14 protein-coding genes and 1 pseudogene are annotated in these 20205 nt (G+C 68.5%); 8 read left to right on the top strand and 7 right to left on the bottom strand.

All coding sequences use genetic code 11. The features are described 5' to 3' along the window. The first annotated feature begins 130 nt into the window (after nt 1-130). On the top strand, nt 131-1165 hold the full coding sequence (locus tag G341_RS21170; protein WP_018178191.1) for an ABC transporter ATP-binding protein: 1035 nt from the start codon (nt 131-133) through the stop codon (nt 1163-1165). A 12-nt stretch (nt 1166-1177) separates the two neighbouring features. Then, entirely contained in the window at nt 1178-3874 is a 2697-nt protein-coding gene (locus G341_RS0105905) for an ABC transporter permease (protein ID WP_018178190.1), read from the top strand. 21 nt (nt 3875-3895) lie between these two features. On the opposite strand, the gene G341_RS0105900 is transcribed toward G341_RS0105905, so the two are convergent. Next, nucleotides 3896-4540: a dihydrofolate reductase family protein gene (locus G341_RS0105900; RefSeq protein WP_018178189.1), complete on the bottom strand. Its 645-nt coding sequence runs from the start codon at nt 4538-4540 to the stop codon at nt 3896-3898. Nucleotides 4541-4642: 102 nt separating this feature from the next. Between G341_RS0105900 and G341_RS0105895 the strand changes: the two genes are divergently transcribed. Continuing rightward, on the top strand, nt 4643-5146 hold the full coding sequence (locus G341_RS0105895) for a winged helix-turn-helix transcriptional regulator (RefSeq protein WP_026303296.1): 504 nt from the start codon (nt 4643-4645) through the stop codon (nt 5144-5146). A 147-nt stretch (nt 5147-5293) separates the two neighbouring features. Beyond that, nucleotides 5294-6094: a DUF4389 domain-containing protein gene (locus G341_RS0105890; RefSeq protein ID WP_018178187.1), complete on the top strand. Its 801-nt coding sequence runs from the start codon at nt 5294-5296 to the stop codon at nt 6092-6094. Nucleotides 6095-6432: 338 nt separating this feature from the next. Here the strand turns inward: G341_RS0105890 and G341_RS0105880 are convergent, their stop codons facing one another. Then, nucleotides 6433-7197 carry a class I SAM-dependent methyltransferase gene (locus G341_RS0105880; protein WP_018178185.1) on the bottom strand — a complete coding sequence of 255 codons (765 nt, stop codon included), beginning with the start codon at nt 7195-7197 and terminating at the stop codon, nt 6433-6435. 47 nt (nt 7198-7244) lie between these two features. Here G341_RS0105880 and G341_RS0105875 point away from each other — a divergent pair, with 47 nt between their 5' ends. Next, complete coding sequence (locus tag G341_RS0105875) at nt 7245-8462, top strand: glycosyltransferase family 4 protein (protein ID WP_018178184.1); 1218 nt, start codon at nt 7245-7247, stop codon at nt 8460-8462. On the opposite strand, the gene G341_RS0105870 is transcribed toward G341_RS0105875, so the two are convergent. Continuing rightward, nucleotides 8368-10110 carry an MmpA family trehalose lipid delivery protein gene (locus G341_RS0105870; protein WP_018178183.1) on the bottom strand — a complete coding sequence of 581 codons (1743 nt, stop codon included), beginning with the start codon at nt 10108-10110 and terminating at the stop codon, nt 8368-8370. The genes G341_RS0105875 and G341_RS0105870 overlap by 95 nt on opposite strands. A gap of 85 nt (nt 10111-10195) precedes the next feature. Between G341_RS0105870 and G341_RS0105865 the strand changes: the two genes are divergently transcribed. Together G341_RS0105865 and G341_RS21165 are read left to right on the top strand one after the other, a co-directional pair. After that, nucleotides 10196-11371 (top strand): lipopolysaccharide biosynthesis protein, encoded by a 1176-nt coding sequence (locus G341_RS0105865; RefSeq protein ID WP_018178182.1) that lies wholly within the window; start codon nt 10196-10198, stop codon nt 11369-11371. Between the two features lie 323 nt (nt 11372-11694). Next, nucleotides 11695-12327: an endonuclease domain-containing protein gene (locus G341_RS21165; protein ID WP_245556922.1), complete on the top strand. Its 633-nt coding sequence runs from the start codon at nt 11695-11697 to the stop codon at nt 12325-12327. Nucleotides 12328-12399: 72 nt separating this feature from the next. On the opposite strand, the gene pgfA is transcribed toward G341_RS21165, so the two are convergent. Beyond that, nucleotides 12400-13971: a cell envelope lipid trafficking protein PgfA gene (gene pgfA, locus G341_RS0105855; protein ID WP_018178180.1), complete on the bottom strand. Its 1572-nt coding sequence runs from the start codon at nt 13969-13971 to the stop codon at nt 12400-12402. Between pgfA and G341_RS23440 the strand changes: the two are divergent. Continuing rightward, nucleotides 13901-15160, top strand: a pseudogene (locus G341_RS23440) (acyltransferase family protein); the annotation flags it as partial. The gene pgfA and the pseudogene G341_RS23440 overlap by 71 nt on opposite strands. A 14-nt stretch (nt 15161-15174) precedes the next feature. Here G341_RS23440 and G341_RS24405 read toward each other — a convergent pair. The 3 genes from G341_RS24405 to G341_RS0105830 form a co-directional block, all read right to left on the bottom strand. Further along, on the bottom strand, nt 15175-19368 hold the full coding sequence (locus G341_RS24405; protein WP_018178177.1) for a DUF3367 domain-containing protein: 4194 nt from the start codon (nt 19366-19368) through the stop codon (nt 15175-15177). 14 nt (nt 19369-19382) lie between these two features. Beyond that, the gene (locus G341_RS0105835) at nt 19383-19583 is read right to left on the bottom strand and encodes a DUF2613 domain-containing protein (RefSeq protein ID WP_018178176.1); all 201 of its coding nucleotides are present in this window, start codon (nt 19581-19583) and stop codon (nt 19383-19385) included. A gap of 72 nt (nt 19584-19655) precedes the next feature. Next, nucleotides 19656-20183 carry a universal stress protein gene (locus tag G341_RS0105830; RefSeq protein WP_018178175.1) on the bottom strand — a complete coding sequence of 176 codons (528 nt, stop codon included), beginning with the start codon at nt 20181-20183 and terminating at the stop codon, nt 19656-19658. Nucleotides 20184-20205 lie beyond the last annotated feature (22 nt).

Here is a 20205-nt window from a genome sequence, read left to right as displayed (position 1 = left end):
GCGGGTGAAGATGGGGGAGTTCACCTATGGTGGCAGGCGAGGCCGGTAGGTCAGGATTGTCGCGCACTGTGGATTGTCGGCGGTGCGCCCGTCATCGGGGCCGGCCGACAGACGTCGAGAGAGGCAACGCATGTCAGTCCCCCCAAGTGGTCCGAACGCCGGAGCTAGCGCGGCCCGTGGCGCCGCCGGCACCCAGGCGGTCGCGGCCCGCGCCGAACAACTGACCAAGGTCTACGGTTCCGGCGACACAACGGTGGAGGCGTTACGGCAGGTCGACGTGGCCTTCGCCGCGGGCGAGTTCACCGCGATCATGGGGCCGTCGGGCTCCGGCAAGTCCACGCTGATGCACTGCCTCGCCGGGCTGGACGCATCGACCAGCGGTCGCGTCACCATCGGCGACACCGACCTGTCGGCGCTCAACGACAAGCAGACGACGCTGCTGCGTCGCGACCGGATCGGCTTCGTGTTCCAGGCGTTCAATCTGGTGCCGACGCTCACCGCGAAAGAGAACATCACGCTGCCGCTCGACATCGCCGGCCGCAAGCCCGATCAGGCCTGGTTCGACGCGGTGATCGACCGTCTCGGGTTGCGGGACCGGTTGAGTCACCGGCCTTCCGAGCTCTCCGGTGGTCAGCAGCAGCGTGTGGCCTGTGCCCGGGCTCTGGTCGGCCGGCCCGACATCATCTTCGGCGACGAGCCCACCGGCAACCTCGACTCGCGTTCCTCCGGCGAGGTGATGAGCATCCTGCGGGCGGCCGTCGATGAATTCCAGCAGACGGTGATCATCGTGACGCACGATCCGCGGGCCGCGAGCTACGCCGACCGCGTCGTCTTTCTGGCGGACGGGCGGATCGTCAACGAGCTGCGCCACCCGTCGGCCGACGACGTGTTCGAGTACATGAAGCATCTCGACGATCCCGCGCAGCAGGCCCAGCAGCGTCCGGCGACCACTCCGCCCCCTGCGCCAGCAGCGCCAGTGGCGCCGCCTGCGCCGGCAGCGCAGCCGAACCCGCCGTCCGCGGTCGATCATCTGAACCAGTCGCCCCGCCCGACCGATCCGATCTCGCCGGCCGATCCGATACCGCCGGCGCAGTCGAACTGGGGGCCGCCGGCGGATGGTACGGAGGCACCCGACGGTCGCCCCGGTCGTCATTCGCGCGGATAGGCGACGGCACCAATGACTTCCACCAGCACGCTGCCGTCCGGTACGTCCGGCAAGCCCAGTTCCAAACGCCCGCTCGCGTCGAGCACGATGCGCAAGGTGTCGCTGCGCAACATCGGCGCTCACAAACTCCGACTGTTCCTGACCGTGTTGTCGGTGGTGCTCGGCACCGCATTCGTCGCCGGCGCCCTGGTCTTCACCGGGACGGTGAAGGACTCGTTCAACGGGATCTTCGACAAGACGGCGATCGGGGTCGACACCCAGATCAGCTCGGCCGACTCGTCGGACCAGGCCGGTGTCCCCAATACGGTGGTCACCGCGTTGACCGAGAACAAGACCCAGCTGGGTATCAACCGGATCGTCCCGCAGTATTCGCAGCCCGCGGTCATCGCCAAGAAGGGCGGCGGTCGTATCCAGAGCGGCGGCGCTCCGTCGCTGGCCGGCGCCTATCTGGGTCCCGATCAGGCGCTGAATCCCGCTGACGCCAAGCTGTTTCCGGGCGGTGCCGCCCCGCAGCCGATGGCCGGTGACACACCGTCGCCGAGTGCGCCGGTCGAGGCCGTGATCAACAAGAGCGCGGCCGAGCGTGGTGATCTCTCCGTCGGCGATACCACCCAGGCGCTCGTCGAGCGCGGCGCGAACAGCCGGCCGTTCGCCGTGAAGATCGTTGGTATCACCGATCTTCCGGGCGCCACCAGCGGATTCACGCTGATCCAGTTCAACACCGCTACCGCGCAGAAACTGCTGTCCGACGGCAACAGTGTTGGCTCCGTGGAGCTTTCGGCCGCGCCGGGGGTGACGCCGCAGCAGCTTCGGGACCGGGTGTCGAACTTCCAGCCCGCCGGTACGCAGAAGAACCTGGGCGACCAGTTCAAGGTGCAGACCGGTCAGGAAGTGCGTGACGACGCCAAGAAGCAGGTCAACAGCTTCCTGAACATCTTCAACTACATCCTGCAGGCCTTCGGCGCGATCGGCCTGATCGTCGGAATCTTCTTGATCTACAACACCTTCTCGATGATCGTCGCGCAGCGGATCCGGGAGCTCGCCCTGCTGCGGGCGATCGGCACCAGCCGCGCACAGATCGTCCGGTCGGTGCTGTTGGAGGCGTCGATCGTCGGACTCGTCGGCGGGCTGATCGGCCCGGCGGCCGGCATCGGGATCGGCGCGGCGCTCAAGACGCTGCTCAGCTCCGGCAGCACCGGTCTGCCCGAGGGGCCGTTGGTGATCGGTCCGACGCCGGTGATCGCGAGCCTGGCGGTCGGCATCATCGTCACTGTGATCAGCGCCCTGGCGCCGGCACTGCGGGCGTCGTCGATCCCGCCGGTCGAGGCGATGCGCGAGAGCATGACCGATGGTGCGCAATCGATCAAGCGCCGCACCATCATCGGAGCCGTGCTCGGCGTTGCCGGTCTGGCGATCGTCATCGCCGGCACCACGCAGACGGGCAACGGTGCGATGGCCGTCGTCGGTCTCGGCGCGCTCCTGGTGATCATCGCGATCGTGTTCGGCGCGCCCGCGCTGTCGCGGCCCGCGGTGAAACTGCTGTCGTTCGTCTTCGCCAAGCCGTTCGGCAAGATCGGCCAGCTCGCGCAGACCAACGCCGTCCGCAATCCGCGTCGTACCGCCGCCACCGCCTTCGCGCTCACGCTGGGGCTGATGCTGGTCGCGGTCATCGGGACGTTCGGATCGTCGTTCAAGGGCGCGATCAACAGCTCGGTCGACCAGGGGATGAACGCCGACCTGGTGATCAGCTCGAGCCAGGGCGGCGTGCCTCCAGCGGTCGCCAACGACATCACGTCGACGATCAACGGGATCGACAAGGCCGTCGGCATGGGCATGGTGACCGCGAAGGTCGGCGACGACACGGTGCACGGGTACGCGCCGCGGCCGGCGGCCGACGCCGAGGCGGTGTCGCCGTACACGATGGAAGGCAATGCGTCGTCGACGATTCCGGACGACGGCATGCTGGTGTCGGCGAATACCGCGAAGTCGAAGGGCTGGAAGGTCGGCGACACCATCAGCATGACGAGCGTCGACACCAGTCGTGGCCCGGTGCCGGTGAAGGTCACCGGAATCTACAAGGACACCCCGTTCACCAAGCTGATCTCACTGGACTGGATGGTCGGTCCGCAGGCCTATGAGCAGCTGATGCCGACCAGCCTGCAGCAGGATGCCGTGGTGCTCCTCAAGGTGAAACCGGGCACGAGCGTCGCGACCGTGCAGAACAGCGTCGAGGATCTCGCCAAGCCGTACCTGGCGATCAAGGTGCAGACCAAGTCGGAGTTCAAGGGCGAAGCCGCACAACAGATCGACACGATGATGACGGTGCTGTCCGGCATGCTCGGGCTGGCGCTGCTGATCGCGGTGATCGGCATCGTCAACACTCTGGCGCTGTCGGTGATCGAGCGGAAGCGGGAGATCGGCATGCTGCGGGCGCTCGGTATGAGCCGGGGCCAGGTGCAGCGCACGATTTATATCGAGTCGGTCCTGATCGCCCTGTTCGGCGCCATTCTCGGCACGCTGATGGGCGGGGTGTTCGGCTGGGCGATGATGCATGCGCTGCGCAACGGCGTGGTCACCGAACCGGTGATTCCCTGGGGACGATTCGTGGTGACCATCATCGCCGCGGCGGTGGTCGGCGTGCTGGCCGCGGCCTGGCCGGCGGTGCGGGCCGCGCGCACGAAACCGTTGGAGGCGATCGCCGACATGTAGTCGGCGATTGCCGCCGGATACTCAGTCGCGCTTGTGATTCCAGAATTGGTGCACCACACCGTTCGGTGCGGAGGCCGATTCGACGGTGAAGCGTTCCTGAAGGTCGTCGAGCCCCTCCCAGAGTGATACGCCGCGGCCGAGCGTTATCGGCTGAATCACGAGGTGCATGAAGTCGATCAGGTCGGCCTCGAGGAACTGCCGGACGGTCGACGGTCCTCCTCCGATCCGCACATCCAGACCGTTCGCGGCCTCCTGTGCGGCCTTGAGTGCCTCGGCGGGGGTCGCGTCGATGAATCGGAAACTCGTGCCGTTGGCGAAGTCGATCTGCTCGTGCGGGTGGTGCGTGAGGATGTAGGTCGGTGTGGCGAACGGCGGCTCGTCGCCCCACCAGCCCTTCCAGTCGTCGTCCGCCTGCCAGGGGCCGGTCTGCGGGCCGTACTTGCGGCGGCCCATGATCTCCGCCCCGATGCCCTGCCCCCAGAGCGTGGTCAGCGCTGAACCGAATCCGACCGGGCCGTTGTCCAGATCGACGCCGTTGATCCAGCGGCCATCGAATTCCTTGAAGAGCGCCTCGGCGCCGCCGATCGGATGGTCGAGGGTGACTTCCTCGCCGGCCGCGAAGCCGTCGAGCGAGACGTTCAGGTTGTGGACTCGCGTGTACTGCATGGCTCCTCCGGAGGCTTCGTCTAGTGATTGCAATTTGCAAGCACTGTTAGGCTAGACTGAAGGAGTTGCAACACGCAAGCACTTATCGCGATGGAGGTGACGATGCGCGAGGAGCCACGATCCGGCTGCGCGATCAACGCCGCCGTCGAGGTGCTGGGTGATCCGTGGAGCCTGATCGTGTTGCGTGACATCATCTTCGGCGATCGGCGCTACTTCCGGGAGTTGCTCACGCGCAACGACGAGGGCATCGCGTCCAACATCCTGGCCAGCCGACTGCGGCGCCTGGTCGGCTACGGCCTGCTCACCAAAGACGAGGCGGTGCGCGGTCAGAAGGCCCGTTACACCCTGACCGAGGCGGGGATACAGACCGTTCCGGTGCTGGTGGCGCTGGGCGCGTGGGGGGTCGAGCATCGCCCGACCACCCCGGCGCTGGCGATCCGTGCCCAATTGCTCGCCGAGGGTTCGCCGGAGCTGGCGCACGATCTGATGGACGAGTTGCGTGAGGCGCATCTGGGCATCGAACGGCCCGAGCCGGACAAGCCGCGGGCCGCAGATCGGTTGCAGCAGGCCTATATCGAGGTGTGTGGCCGCGAGTCGCTCGGCTAGTCGGTCAACTGTGCGCCACAGTTGTTGTGCGACAACAACTGTCTGAGCCGCCCGACGCGTTGATCCATACCCCTCCGATAGCCGCGGTGACTGGCTACATTGATGCAGGTAGGGAATCCCTCGCCGATCGGGAAATGGAGCATTGCAATGAATCCGACCGAACCGCCGACCAACTATTACCAGGCCGTGCCGCCACCCCCGCCGCCGGCGATGGAGCTGCTACCGGAAGTCGACATCGCCAACCCGGGGCCGCAGCCTCGGTTGACGGTGTTCTTCCGACTGATCCTGCTGATCCCGCATTTCATTATCTTGTGGGCTCTGGGAATCGGGTCGGCCCTGATCGCGATCGTGTCGTGGTTCGCCGCGCTGTTCACTGCGAAGACCCCGGAATTCGCCTACAACTATCAGACCGCGTACCTGAACTGGCAAGTGCGCGTTGATGCGTACCTGTTCTTCCTGTCCAGCCAGTACCCGCCGTTCTCGTGGGAGCCGACCGGTCCGGTGATCGCGTACATCCCGCCGCCGGTGACCATGAACCGCGCCGCGGTGTTCTTCCGGATCATCCTCGTAATTCCGGCCGCAATACTGAATGCGTTGGTGAGCGTCGGACTGGCGATCGCATCGATCGTCGAATGGGTGATCGTGCTTATTCAGGGGCGCACGCCGGATGCGGTGTTCGCGGCGAATGCCGCGGCGGTGCGGTTCCGGTTCCGGCTGGGCGCGTACTGGCTGCTGGTCACGTCGGCCTACCCCAAGAAGCTGTTCGGCGACGGCGAAGTGCTGACCGCGCCGCCGGCATCGCCGACGCGTCCGCTCATCGTGACGGGCGCCGCCAAGGTCTTGGTGATCGTCTACATCGTGCTCGGAGTCATCGGATACGCGACGCAGACCACGGTCCAGGTGAGCAACGACTCGAACTCGTCCACGTCGGATACCTACGACTACTAGTCGGCGCCTCGGCTGCGCGTTGCTGCTGGACGGCTACGCGCGACAGATCGCCAACGTACGTCGTGATGTGCGCGAAAGTCCCACTACATCCGTCCAACGGGACGCGGTGATCCAGTTCCTTCAACCGCGGCTGCGGGAACTGGGTATTCGGTCTTGGCGTCCATGATGGCCGACAGCGAATACTCAGACGACGTTCTGGACGATGACATCGTCTTCGGTTTCGAGCGGATCCTGTACGAGATCGACGCCCTGGTCACTAGCAAAGAGATCGCAGAAGAACGAGGTTCGATATAAGGCCGGCAGGGCCATTGGGCGTTTGTCGCCCGCAGCGCCGATCTCTAGCCGGTCCGCTGCAGCACCAGAACCAGGTTGGTGGACAATACTTCTCGGAGTATCGGCACCCGCAGCACCCACCACATCCATCGCGGCAGGTAGCGGGGGAAACTGCCGACGAGTCGCGCCCGGGACGGAGCGACCGTGCGCGCCCAGTCGAGTCCGTCGGCCGCAGTGACCCGGAAAAGCGAAGTGCCGTAGAGGTTTTTCGGCGGATGACCGTGGCGACGGGTGTACCAGCGTGCCGCTCGGGCGCCGCCGGCATAGTGCGTCAGTCCCATCTCGTGGCCGCCGAACGGGCCGTACCAGAGCGTGTAACTGATGACGACGAGACCGCCGGGGCGGGTCACCCGGACCATCTCGTCGCACATGCGCCAGGGGTCGGCCACATGCTCGACGACGTTCGACGAGTAACAGATGTCGACGACGCCGTCGCGCAACGGCAGGTGGGTGCCGGAGCCGCGAATGCTGCCGCGCTGCGGCAGCCCGGCCGCGTGCATCTCGGTGGGATCCGGCTCGACCGAGACATACCGCGCCCCGCGTCGGCGGAACTCGTCGGCAAAGTATCCGGGGCCACCGCCGACATCCAGGATGATCTGCCCGAGGAGTGGCGCCGGCGACAGAGCCGCGATCATCGCTGCGGTGTCGCGGGCCATCGCCCCATAGAAACGATCCGGATCGGGCTGCTCGAAGCGGAAATCGTTGAGCAGCCCGGCGGCGCGGCGGAAGGTGGCGAGCCGCGCGAATCGTGAGGTCAGACGCGGTGGCACGGAGTGTGACCCTACTCGCGCCGGGCCGCCCGCTACCGTGGGAGCCGATGAATGACCAGGTATCCGACGCTGAGCAGGTGCGCAACGTGCTGCTGCTCTGTTGGCGCGACAGCGACCACCCGCAGGGCGGCGGCAGCGAGCGCTACCTGGAACGGGTTGCGGCCGAATTGGCAGCCGACGGTCTGACCGTCACACTGCGGACCGCCGGCTACCCGGGCGCCCCGGCCCACGAAGAGCGTGACGGTTACACGATCTCGCGCGGCGGCGGCCGGTTCACGGTCTACCCGCGGGCACTCGGCGCCATGCTCGCCGCCCGCGTCGGCCGCGGACCGCTGGCGTCGGTCGTGCCCGACGTGGTGGTGGACACGCAGAACGGCGTGCCGTTCTTCGCCCGCTGGGCCGGACGGCCGACGGTCGTGCTGGTGCATCACTGCCATCGCGCCCAATGGCCGGTCGCGGGTCGCCTGATCGGCCGGATCGGTTGGTTCATCGAGTCGCGTCTGGCCCCCGCGGTCTATCGCCGCAGCCAGTATCTCACGGTGTCGGTGCCATCCCGGGCCGACCTGATCGACCTGGGCATCGATGGCGACCGAATCGCCATCGCCCGTGGTGGATTGGATGACGTGCCATCGAATCTTCCGGCACCGCAGCATGATTCCCAGCGGCTGTGCGTGCTGTCGCGGCTGGTGCCGCACAAGCAGATCGAACACGCGCTCAGCGCCGTGGCCCGATTGCGGCATCGGTACCCCGGCATCGCGCTCGACGTCATCGGCGACGGCTGGTGGCATGACGAATTGGTGAAGCGGGCAATGGAACTGGGCATCACCGACCGGGTGGTCTTCCACGGCCGGGTCAGCGAGTACGACAAATACCGGCTGCTCGGGGAGGCGTCGGTGCTGCTGATGCCGTCCCGGACCGAGGGCTGGGGACTGGCGGTCATCGAGGCCGCGCAGCGGGGGGTGCCGACGATCGGCTACCGCAGCTCGCGGGGACTCACCGACTCGGTGGAATCCGGCGTCACCGGGATGCTCGTCGACGACCTGGACGAATTCGTCGGCGCCACTGAGCAATTGCTGGACGACCCGGCCCGGGCCCGCTCCCTGGGGGCCGCCGCGCGCAGCCGGGCCGAGGCCTATAGCTGGCCGGATACCGCATCCGCTGTGCGTCGGGTCATCGATGCCGCGGCGTCCGGCCGGTCGATCCGGGGAGTGATTGCCGCGAGCGACGACGCAGCCGACCAGCCACTGCCAGCGCAGGCCCGCTGAGCAGCAGCGCGAGCCACAGGCTGTGCGCGAGCCAGGCGAGAACCCGGTCCACGGTCGACGCCCGGTGGATCACCGGGCCGGGAATCCGGTAGACGATCAGCTCGGGTCCCGCGTAGTGCAGTTGCAGATGCCGGAGCGAGTCGGTGGTCGAGTCGGCCATCGGACCGCCTGACTCGAGAATCACCCAGCCGACACCGAGTTCGGCCAATTGCTGCGGCGTCGCACCGGCGGCCAGCGCCCGGTGTGCCGCCGCCGCACGGCCGTCGGTGGCGTCAACGTCGTGGCCGTCGATGGTCAGCGCACCGGTCTGCAGCACGTCGGCGCGCAGCATCCGGGGCAGTGGATCGAGCGTCGGCTGACCATGTGCAAACGTGTATTGCCGCAGCATGCCGTCCGGCAGGATCACGACGTCACCGGAATCGGCAGGGATCATCCCGGCGACGACCGCGAAGTCGCCGGGATAGTGCACCGGACGGAGCGTCGATCCGAGGCTTGCCGGGCCGGTCGTGATGACATCCGGCAGCGGCGCGATCACCAGCACGATCGCGATGGCGGTGGCGAAACCCGCTGGAACATAACGGCGTGCCGAGCGAATTCCGGCGGCAGCAGACAGCGCATAGAACGGGATGACGAGAGCGACCCACTTCTGGCCGTCCCGCAGCAGACCGAACCCCGGGACATGATCGATACCCGCGCGCATCACCGCCAGCCCGGGAGCGGTGGCTTCGAGCGTCGCGACGACGAGAACCACCGCGGCAAGCACGAACAGACTGCGGTACAACGCTATTCGCCGGCGTCGCCAGAGTGCCGGGAGGCCGGCCGCCACCACCGCGAGCAGCGCGACCGTGGCGACCACGGCCCACAGCGTGGTGCGCGTGTCCGGCACGGCCTGCGCGTTCCAGATGCCGCCGAGCCCGGCGAGTGAACCGATCGTCGACAGGCCGGGTTCGGCGCGGGCCGCGAATGCCTGTGCGCCCCCGGGATCGGAAGTGGCGCCGCCTGAGCCGAGTGCCGCCGCGGTGAGCCAGGGCAGGCAGGCGATCAGCGCGACGAGCGCTGCGCCGCACCAGGTTCGGAGATCCCGGGTCCGCAGCGTCACCGCCGCGACGATGATCGCGAGCAGCGCGCCGGTCGGCGTCAGACCGGCGACCGCGGCCGCACTGCCCAGCCGAATCACCTTGGTACCGCTGAATTCTACGGACAGATCCCGCGTCAGCACTACGACCCAGCCGAGCATCGCGTAGCCGAGTAGCAGGCTCCACTGTCCCTGCATCAGCCGTTCGACGACGAACGGATTCCACACAGCCACCGTGGCGGCGGCCAGTGCGCCTGCGAGACCGCATCCGGGCACCAGGCGCAGCGCCATCCGCCCGTAGCCGACTCCGGCCAGCAGCACGGCCGCCACGATGAGCAGCTTGACCACCACGCCGCCATCGATGATCGCGCTGCACAGCGCCAGGAACCAGTCCTGAGGCACCGCCCGGGGCGCCAGATCGCCCAGCCCCAGCGTCGCGTCGGTGACATGGGAGCGAGGCGTCGAGACCGCGTCGCGCACCAGCAGGTAGCCCGACGACGCCAGCGGCCGGCAGATCACCGCCGCCAGCAGGGAGCAGTAGCCGACGAGCCACACCATCGGTCGCCGTGCCATACCGGCAGCTTAGTGGGGCCGATCGGGGCCAGTCGGTTGCCGGACCGGGTCGCGCCGCGTCGGCCGGGCCGGGCAGACTGACCCGGTGACCAGAGCAGCCCGATCGATCGACGCCGGCACCGGCGCGGTCGTGGTCGGCACGCTCGCTGCCAATATCTGCAGCTATCTGGTGCATCTGCCCGCGAGCCGCTGGCTCACGGCCGGCGAGTATGGCGAATTCGCGGTGCTGCTGCAGGCCACGCTGCTGCTGGGGGTCCCGGCGTTGGCGGTGCAGGCGGTGGTCGCGCGAGAGGTTGTGCGCGGCATCGCTATCGGCGACGTCTACCGATCCGGGTTCTGGCTGTTCGGGGCGGTGTGCGGGCTGAGTGCCGCCGCCGTGCCGGTGGTGATGGCGGTCGCACAGACGGGTTTCCTGGCGACACTATCGGCGTTGGCGACCGCGCCGCTCCTGGTGCTCATCGCGCTGGCGCAGGGCGTCATCCAGGGACGACGGCAGTTCAGCACCCTCGGCCGACTGCTCGTTGTGGTCGGCGTGCTGCGGGCGGCACCGGTGGTCGTGGTGCTGGCGATGGGTGCGGGTCCGGGTGGCGCGCTGGCCGCGACCAGTGCCGGCTGCGGCGTGGCCGCGGTGGTCGCCATGGGCACCGCGGGGCTGCGGCCTCGCCGCGGGCCGGTCGATCGGGAGACCTTCGCCGGCGTGCTGCGCGCGACTCAGGTGCAGGGCGTGCTGATCGCGTTGACGTCGGTCGACCTGCTGCTGTCGCGGCCGGTGCTGGGTTCCCACGACGCCGGTGTGTACGCGCTCGGCACGATCGCCACCAAGGCGGCCTTCTGGCTGCCGCAGGCCATCGGCGTCGTCATCTTCCCGAGCCTGGCCGAGCCCGGTCGTTCGACGGACGCATTCGATCGCGGCCTGCGGCTGCTCACCGGCCTCGGCGCCGTCGTGGTGGCGGCATCGGCGATTGGCGGACCGCTGGTGCCGGTGATCATCGGGGACGACTATCGTCCGGTCGCCGGCTGGCTGTGGCTGTTCGCGCTCACCGGATGCGCCTGCGCGGTGCTGCAGCTGGCGTTGTTGGCGGCCATCGCGGTCGACCGGACGCGGCTCGCCGCCGTCTCCTGGGTCGCGCTCATCGCCGAGATCATTCTGGTTGTGACGCTTGCCGATTCAGTGCTGCAGTTGGCGGCGCTCACCTGCTTCTGCTGCCTCGCCGCGGCCGCCATCAGCGTCGTGCTGCAGCGTCGTGCCCTGAAAACCTGACCAGAGCGCCGACTGATCGCCGTATAGCGGTTCTGTTCCCGCTCTGGTCAGGGTTTCAGGGTTATCCACACTTTCCGATTCCATCCACAGATCCCGGATTCTGGTAGTTCGGCCACCCGAATCGGCCCGACGATGTGTGGATGAACGGGCGAACCGGAGTGGTGCGAACGGCGGAGCTGCGCGCAAATGGCTTGACCGACTGGCAGATCAGGAAGGCGGTGGCGAATGGAGAGCTCGCCGCGATCCGACAAGGCTGGTACGCAGTGCCTGCCGCGGACCGGTCAGTCGTGGACGCGGTTCGCCGTGGCGGGGTGCTCTCGTGTGTGTCGGCCCTCAAGTGGCACGGCGCGTGGGTGCCGCCGGACAGCAGGCAGCATTGGCGGGTTCCGCGGTACCGACTGGACAGCAAGTCGTGCCACGGTTACGGCGCGAGCCCTCCGGTCGATGGCGCGGTCGACTCGGTGCTCGCCGCATTCGGTTGTGCCGCACGATGTCTACCGGACGAGTCGTTGGTCGTTGTGGCCGACTCGATCATCAACAAGAAGTTGGCCGAGCTCGCCGATCTGCGCGGCGAGCTGTCGGTCGCGCCTGTCCGCGTCCGCGAGCTGCTGGGTAGATGCGACCGGCGAGCCGAGAGCGGTACGGAGACGATGGCGCGCTTGCGATTTCAGAGCCGTCGGATTCATCTACAGATTCAGGTGTACATACCGGGTGTCGGGCGAGTCGATCTTCTGATCGGTGATCGATTGATCATCGAATGCGACAGCGTCGAGCACCACACCTCGCGGGCGAACTACGCCGACGATCGCCGACGGGATCGGCGGGCGGTGGCCAAGGGTTATCTGGTCGTGCGACTGACCTATGAGGACGTGCTCTTCGGCTGGGAGGATGCGATGGCCGACATTCTGGCGATCATTCATCGTGGCGACCACCTGGCTTCTTCCCTGAAAACCTGACTGGAGCGCCGACTGATCGCCGTATAGCGGTTCTGTTGCCGCTCTGGTCAGGGTTTCAGGGCCGAACCGAAGTCAGTCGTTTTGCGGGGGGTCGACGCGACGCGGATCGGCCCGCGGCGGCTCCGACCAGCCCCACTGGTCGGGCTGCGACTGCTGATTCGGCGGCGCCCATTCGTGATGGCCGTGGGTCTGCGGCTCCGAGCTCGGCTGCTGCGGGAATTGCTGCGGCGGAACCTGTTGCGGCGCAGTCGGATTGTCCATAGCCGGCATGGCCCGAGTCCGATCGTCCGGCTGCCCTGCGACATCCGGTCCCGGCTCGGTGCCGGGCTGCGGCACGGCGAACTGCTGCGTCGTCGCGGCGGATTGGTCCGGGAATAGCGGCACGCGGTCGGTCGTCGGGCCGTCCGGGGTTTCCGGTCCCGCCGGCGGCGGCGACTCTTCGCCCCAGATGGCGCCCAGGTCGGACGGACCGTCGTCGTCGGTCGGCTGCGCGCGCTCCGGTTGTGGGCGCAGCGTCAGCCAGATGCCGAGGACCAGTGCGATCAGACCGATCACGCCGAAGACGATCGGCATGAGCCGGCCCCACAGGTGGATTCGGTCCATGGACTTCTTCGCCGAGGACGCCAGCGTCTGCTGCGTCTCCTGGTTGTAGGCGAACGTGCCGTCCAGGTTGGTGAGCTTGAAGTCCTTGAGCGCGGCCGGCGCGTTGTCGGGCAGGTCGGCGAACTTGAAGTACTGCGTCACGTGCTCACGCATGTTGATGATCGTGCCGCTGTCCGGGTCGACCCACACGTCGCGGGTGGTCGTTTCCCACAGGTGCGACGTGAGTTCCTGCTTCGGGTCGGTGCCGCGCGGGACCGGGCCGTACCACGACGCCGGCTTCTGCAGCAGCGTGCCGCGCGGCGGCTCGAAGCCCTCACCGTTGATCGTGGTCAGATCGACGTCGGGCACCTGCTGGGTGAAGTGGTAGACGTTGACGCCGCTGATGTCGCTGGAATCGACGTACTTCAGCGGGTTGTTGGTGCGGGTATCCAGGTCGTAGAAGGTGTAGTCGTTGCTCTTCTTGGTGCCGAACGGGAATCGGTACTGCTGGCCCTGGCGGTCCTTGATCTGGATGGCCTTGGCCGGCTGACCGGGCAGGCTCGGCTCGACCTGCAGCTGCGACTGTCCGCCGCTGGCGGTCGACGGACGACCGGTCTTGCGGTTCACCGTCAGCATGTCGACGGCCGCGGTGACGAGCGGGGCCGGGCATCCGGCGTAGGCGTTGGACTGGTCCAGCGTCTGGGTTCCGGCGGCCGTCTTGATCTGGTCGATCAGGATCGTGCTGCCCGACTGATAGGTGAGGACGTCGGAGTTGGCGGGCTTGGTGACAAGTAGACGCTGCTGACGGGTCAGGTGCGCCTCGTCCACCTCAGGCTTGGCCGTGTTCATCGAGCACGGGTTCAAGATGGTCGCGGGCATCGGGTTGACCGAGCTGTCGGCCGACACCGTGGGCGCGACGATCGTCACATCGGTGTCGGTCGGGGCCTTCTTGAGTGTGCCGACCAAATAGAAGGGCAGCGCCAGCGCCGCGATGACCAGCGCCGCGCCGACGAAGATGACGACCGGACCCAGCAGGTCTTTCCCTGTCAGCCGCGCGGCCATCCATCATCTCCTTTGTCGCCCGAGTATTTCTCGTCGTCCCAGTACCCCGAGGGCGAGACTAACAGTAGATTTGGCGCCGATGTCCGTCCTGCAGCCGCAAGTCACCAGAGCCGGGGACCTCGGACGAGGATTTCAGCCGGCGCTGGAGGGGGTGCGTGCGCTCGCGGCGATCGGAGTGCTGACGACGCACGTGGCATTCCAGACCGGCTCGGTGCGGTCGACGTTCCCGGGACCGGTGTGGGGCCGCTTCGATATGGCCGTGGCTCTGTTCTTCGCGCTGTCGGGGTTTCTGCTGTGGCGGCCGCATGCATTCGCGGCCGCGGACGGCGGACCGGGTCCCGCGGTCGGCCGCTATCTGCGCCATCGCGTGCTGCGGATCTGGCCGGCCTATGTCGTGGTCGTCGTGGTGGTGCTGACGCTGCTGCCGGAGGCCCGGGGTGCGTCCGCCTCGGTCTGGCTGGCGAATCTGTCGCTGACGCAGGTGTTCGTGCCGCTGTCGTTGACCGCCGGGCTGACGCAGATGTGGAGCCTCTCGGTGGAGGTGGCCTTCTATCTGGTGCTGCCGCTCATCGGCTGGATGCTGTGCCGGCTGCGTGGCGGCACCCGCCGGTGGCGCATTCCGATCCTGTTGACGGTCGCGGTGGTGGCGCTCGGGTGGGGTGCGATCGCGGACCGGCTGCCGGTCGCCGCCGGCGTGGAGCCGAAGAACTGGCTGCCGGGCCTGCTGCCCTGGTTCATCGCGGGAATGCTGCTCGCGGAGCTATGCGCGTCCGGCGCCGGGAGCGCAGCGAGCGGGCCGAGTGTGAACAGCCGCGCGTTCCGCTGGTTCGCCGCCCGCTGGGTCATGTGGCCGTTGGCGCTGCTGATGTTCGCGCTGTCGTGTACTCATCTCGCCGGCCCGACCGGGCTGGTCGCGGTGACCGCCGGGCAGTACACCGTCAAGACCGCGCTCGGTGCGGTGCTGGGGTTCGCGGTGTTGGCGCCGTTGGTGTTCACCGCGCCGAGTCGCGACCGGCTCTCGGATCGGCTGCTCACCAGCGGGCCGCTGCAGGCCCTCGGCCGATGGTCATACGGCATCTTCATCTGGCATCTGGTGATTCTGGAGGCCGTCTTCCCGGCCTTCGGCATCGTCCCGTTCTCGGGGTCGATGCTGTCGGTGTGGCTGCTGACCGTCGCTGGGACCGTGGTGGTTTCGGCCGTCAGCTATTCGTGGATCGAATCGCCGACGCGAGACTGGTTGCGGCGCCGGGAATCCGCGCGTCGTGCCGCGACTTCTTCGACGACGGCGGCCGTCACCGTGACGGCGAGCGCCGTCCCCGCGAATGCCTGGATCCAGCCGTCCCAACCGGAATAGCCGGCCGACGAGTGCCACGGGCCGCGGGCCAGGCCGGCCGTCGCGACCATGAGTAGTGCGGTCGAGGTCACGACGAGGACACGGCCGAAAGCATTGGCGGACCGGGTCATTCGCCGCACTGACCAGACGATACCGGCCGCGGCCGCCCCGGCGATGACGACGCCCCATCCGGTGAGCAGCCACAGCGCGACCGCGGCGGCGACGGAACCGGTGACCGGTCCGGCCCAGGGAGTGGCGACCGGGCCGGCGCGGCGGCGGGCCGGGATGAAAGCCAGCGCGACCAGCACGGCCACCAGCCCGAGGCCACCGAATAGCGCCCAGCGATACGCCGAGTCGTAACGGTAGTCGAGGTGCACCGTCCCGCTCGATCCGGCCGGGATGATCCAGCCCTGCTGCCATCCGCTGACGGTCAACGGCCGCAAGGCCTTTCCGTCGAGCGTTGCCCGCCAGCCGGGGTTCACGCTCTCCGGGATCACCAGCACCCGGTCGCCGGCCGCGGCGGGCACTGTCACGGTGCGATGCGCCGGTCCCCACTTCGGCGTCTGCGCCGGCTGCGCGACGGCGGCGACGGGAGCCGGGCCAGGTGGTGCCAGGCCGACCCGATCGACGATGAACGCCCCGCCCGGATCGACGACCAGCTCCTGCTCACCCGTCGGCAGCTGGATGGGCGCGGGGTCGCACACCGTGGCCTGCACCGGTTCGCCGGCCAGCAGCGCGGCCCGCGTGGTGGTCAGCGACATCTTCACGACGCGTCCGGCGATGCTGAGACTCGGCCCGTCGTCGCAGGAGATGGTCACGGGAGCTTGGGGGTTCGGGGCAGGCAAAGGGCCGTCGGGTCCGATGACACTGATCTCGCCGATGCCGGTCGGGGCGTCAGCGGCGAACCCGAGACTGTTCACGTCGAGCAGGCTGTCGTGCCGCAGCACCGAGATGGTGATGTGGTCGGTGACGGCCGGGTCGAGGGTGACGGTGCCGTCTGCGTTGACGGGCCGGACCTGCCGGCCGGTGCCCAGGTCGATCCCGATCAGGGTGGGGTGCGCCGGATACTGCGTGCGCGGCGGGGTCACCCGCAGCGCGCGCACCTCGGTCGGCCCAGGCAGCGTGAGCTGCAGCGTGGGTGCGGGCGCGCCGGGGCGGCTCGACGATGGTGATGCGGTCCAACTGGTTCCGGGGTCGCCGTCGACCGCCGCGTTGGCATTGCCGCGCGGATCGGTGATCGAGGAACCTCCGGTCGCGGTGACGACGCCGGGCTGATCGAGCAGCGCGGTGAGCGCGGTGCCCGGTTTCGGCAGCAGGGACACGGTCGGGGTGACGGCGGTCGGCGACGGCACGGAGAGCACCCGATCGAAGGCCGACGGCTCCTCGGCCGAGAGTGAAAGCGCATCGGAGCAATAGGTGACGGCGTTCGGGGCGCGCGGGCTCGGTGATGCGACGCAGGCCGATCGTCCCGGAAATTCCTGACGCAGTTGCCAACCCGTCACCGTGGTTCCGGCCGGCAGCTCCGGCAGCACGGTGCGATGACGGACGGTGATCGGTGTTCCGGTCTGCGCGTCGTACAGGCCGAGCTCGGCGATGGCGAACTGATTGCCGGCCGATCCGTTGCTGGTGGCGAGCGCCTGAATCGTGAGCCAGCGGGTCGCGCCGGACGGGGTGAGGATGCTCGTCGGGCGGTCGGGGGTGACGGACTGGACGGTGGACCCGGTTTCGGTGCTGACCAGCACGCGGGTCACGCCGGGGCCGAGCGCTTTGCCGACCGTCAGCGTCACGCCGAGGTTGTCGCGGGGCGTCGCGAAACGCAGCCGGAGCCATTGGCCGACGGCGGCGTCGAGTCCGCTGCTGACCCACGAGGTGCCGGCGTCGCCGTCGAACACCGCCGCCGGCGAGCTCGCCGGCGCCGACTGGCCCAATTGCGTTGCATCCGAGGCGGACCCGGAGGCATCGACGCGTAGCTGGCCGGGCTGTCCGTCCACCAGCCACTGCCCGGTGGTCAGCTCGGCGCCGTCGACCGGGTAATCGGCGGCCGCGTTCTGCGTCGAGCGGGGATCGCCCGACGCCCGGATCGCCGAGCTGTGGTCGTCCACCCGCCCGAAATCGACCTCGCGGTCGGTGGGGGTGTCGGTGGCGATCGTCGGCGCGGCGGGCAGTCCGGCGCGGCGCGCGTCGGCATCCAGGATCGCCGGCCCGCCGACCGCCGCCTCGGGCCCGCCGGCGATGCGCGGCATCTCGGACAGCGTGACCAACGACGGCCCGGTGCCGTCGAAGTCGGTCGGGGCATCCACCGAGAAGATCTGTACCGCAGGAAGTCTCGGTCGCAGCCCATCATCGCCGACGACATCCCGCACATAGTGCGGGCCGACCGGGTCGCCGAACTCGGCGACCCGGGTGAGTCCCGGTGATCCGGCGATGGCCTGCTGTGCGAGCAGCGGTCGGGTGGATCGGGAGGTCTGCGGATCGAGGTCGGCCCGCAGCACGACGTATCGAATGCCCTGTGCGGCCAGCGTCGTCGCGAGGTCGGGGGTGGCCAGGCCGTCGGCAATGTTGCGCTGCACCGTATCCAGCGCGCGGATGGCGGCCGGCGGGGTCAGCGGAATCGCATCCCGAACGGCCCAGGGGGTTTTCGCGAGTCCCTGCAGCGGCTCGTCGCGGGTCAATCCCCAGATCTGGCTGGCGAACGGCGATCCGGGCACCACGAGGGCGCGATTGGGATGCTCGCGGGAGCCGGCATGCGCATCGAGCCAGCGGGCGGTCTGCGGCCAGTAGTCCGGGATCGCCCGGTAGGTCCCGGTCGGGGCCAGATTGCCGGCCCAGGCCATCGAGCTGGCGCCGAGCAGCGCGACGACCACGGCCATCGCGCCGGCGGCCGCCGGATCTCGCTCCGGATGGGCCAATGCGCCGCGCCGCAGGCGAAGTCGGCCGAGCAGGTGGGCGATCCCGAGGGCGAGCGGCAGGCGGATCAGCGGGTCGAACTTGTGCACGTTCCGCAGTGCCGCACCGGAGCCGTCGAGGAAATCGCGGATCGGCCCGGAGATCGGCGAGCCGAAGGAACCGGCGTAGCCGATCCCGATCAGCACGACGCCGACCATCAGCAGCACCAGGAGCCGCCCCCGGAAAGGCATGCGCCGCATGGTGAGACCGGCGAGACCGGCCGCCGCGACCGCACCCGTGCAGAGGACGGCGAACGGCTGACTGACGAGCGCCACGCCGGCGACCCGCTCATCGGAGACGAAGGGCGTCCAGTTGCTGGTGCCGCGCAGGATCTCGGTGAGCGAGGTCCATTCGGTGGTGGTGTGGGACGACTCGATGTAGTCGAGGAACGGTGGACTGACCCGGGACAGGATCAGCAGCGGCACGCTCCACCACAGGCAGGCGAGCACACCGCCGAGCAGCCACCAGCCGCCGAACGACGCCCAGCGGCGGCACGGACGGTGCAGCAGGAACCACAGGACCGCGACGCCAGCCGCCGCCGCCGTGGCCGCGGCGTTCACCGCACCCATCATTGCTACCGCGCATGCCGATCGCAGTGCCAGTTGCCGCGGCCCGGCGCGGACCTCGGCAGAGTTCAGGGCTTGTACCACCGGCAGCAGCGCCCACGGCGCCAGCATCATCGGCAGGGTCTCCGACGAGATGGCGCCCAACGTCGTCAGCACCCGCGGGCTCAGGGCGAACGCGGCCCCCGCGATGATGCGGGAGGCCGGGCTGCCGATGGCCAGAGCCTCGGCGACCCGAACCAGGCCGACGAAGCCGACCCACAGCAGCAGCGCCCACCAGAGCCGCTGGGTGATCCACGGCGGGATGTGCAGCCAATGCCCGATCAGGAACCAGGTGCCGTGGGGAAAGAAGTAGCCGTAGGCCTGGTTTTGCACCTGGCCCAGCGGTGCCTGCGACGACCACAGATGCGCGGCACGGCCCAGGAAGCGGGCCGGATCGGCCGTCAGATCGAGTTTGGTATCGGCGGCGATGTCTCCGAAGGATTGGCCGAACGCGAGAAGGAGTGCGACGGCGGCGGCGATCAGCGAGCCGTTGCGGGTGAGCCGCTGCGGCACGCCCAGAGCCTGCGTCAGCTGTTGACCCCGGGATTGGTGCGAGTGCCGTACTGGACCGTGCCCTGCAGGGCGCCGTTCTTCGGATCGAACTTGATCTGATTGGTGGCCGGGCTGCTATTGGACGCGATGGCACCGATCAAGAAGACCGCAGCGATGGCCACGATCACGCCGAGGATCCCGGCGATCGCTCCGGCGATGAGGCGCTGCTTGGTCATAGCTGCCGAAACTACCATCTACGACTGCGGAAGTGTCCGTGCCCGCGATGCCCGAGTGACGTCGCTCTCGTCCTACGCCTGCGGCTGCGCGCTCGAATGCAAGTCGGGCGCGGCGGCCGAGGTGCCGGTGCAGCATGCGGGAACGATGAACACCGGCCGGTGGCAGTGCTTCAGGACCGCTTCCGCGGTGCTCGAATGCAGCAGCGCCTTGAATCCGGACGCGCCCCGGGTTCCGGTGACCAGCAGATCGACGTCGAGCTCGTCGGCCATGTCGACCAGCGCTGACCAGACGGTGGTGGAGACCTCGACGAGGCGCCCCTCCGCCGTCATGCCCGCGTCGTGCGCCTGATGCACGCCGCGGTTGTTGATCTCGGCGGCCTCGATGCGCAGCTCGTCATCGACCGCGACGTCATACTCCGACGACATCGCCGGCTGCATTCCGCCGGCCAATGACGAGAGTCGGGCCGCCTGATGGCTGCCCGATTCCCACGCGGTGACTACATAGGTTCGTTTCGCGCGAAGGAACCGCGCTGCATAGCCGATCGCACGTTCGGCATTCTGGCTGCCGTCGTAGGCGATCATGATGGTGTCGGATGTCATGGGGCACGCCTCCCGCAAGCGC

The organism is Jongsikchunia kroppenstedtii DSM 45133, from assembly GCF_000380485.1.
In the GTDB taxonomy this organism is placed as follows: Bacteria; Actinomycetota; Actinomycetes; order Mycobacteriales; family Mycobacteriaceae; genus Jongsikchunia; species Jongsikchunia kroppenstedtii.
This window is presented reverse-complemented; position numbering and strand designations above follow the sequence as displayed.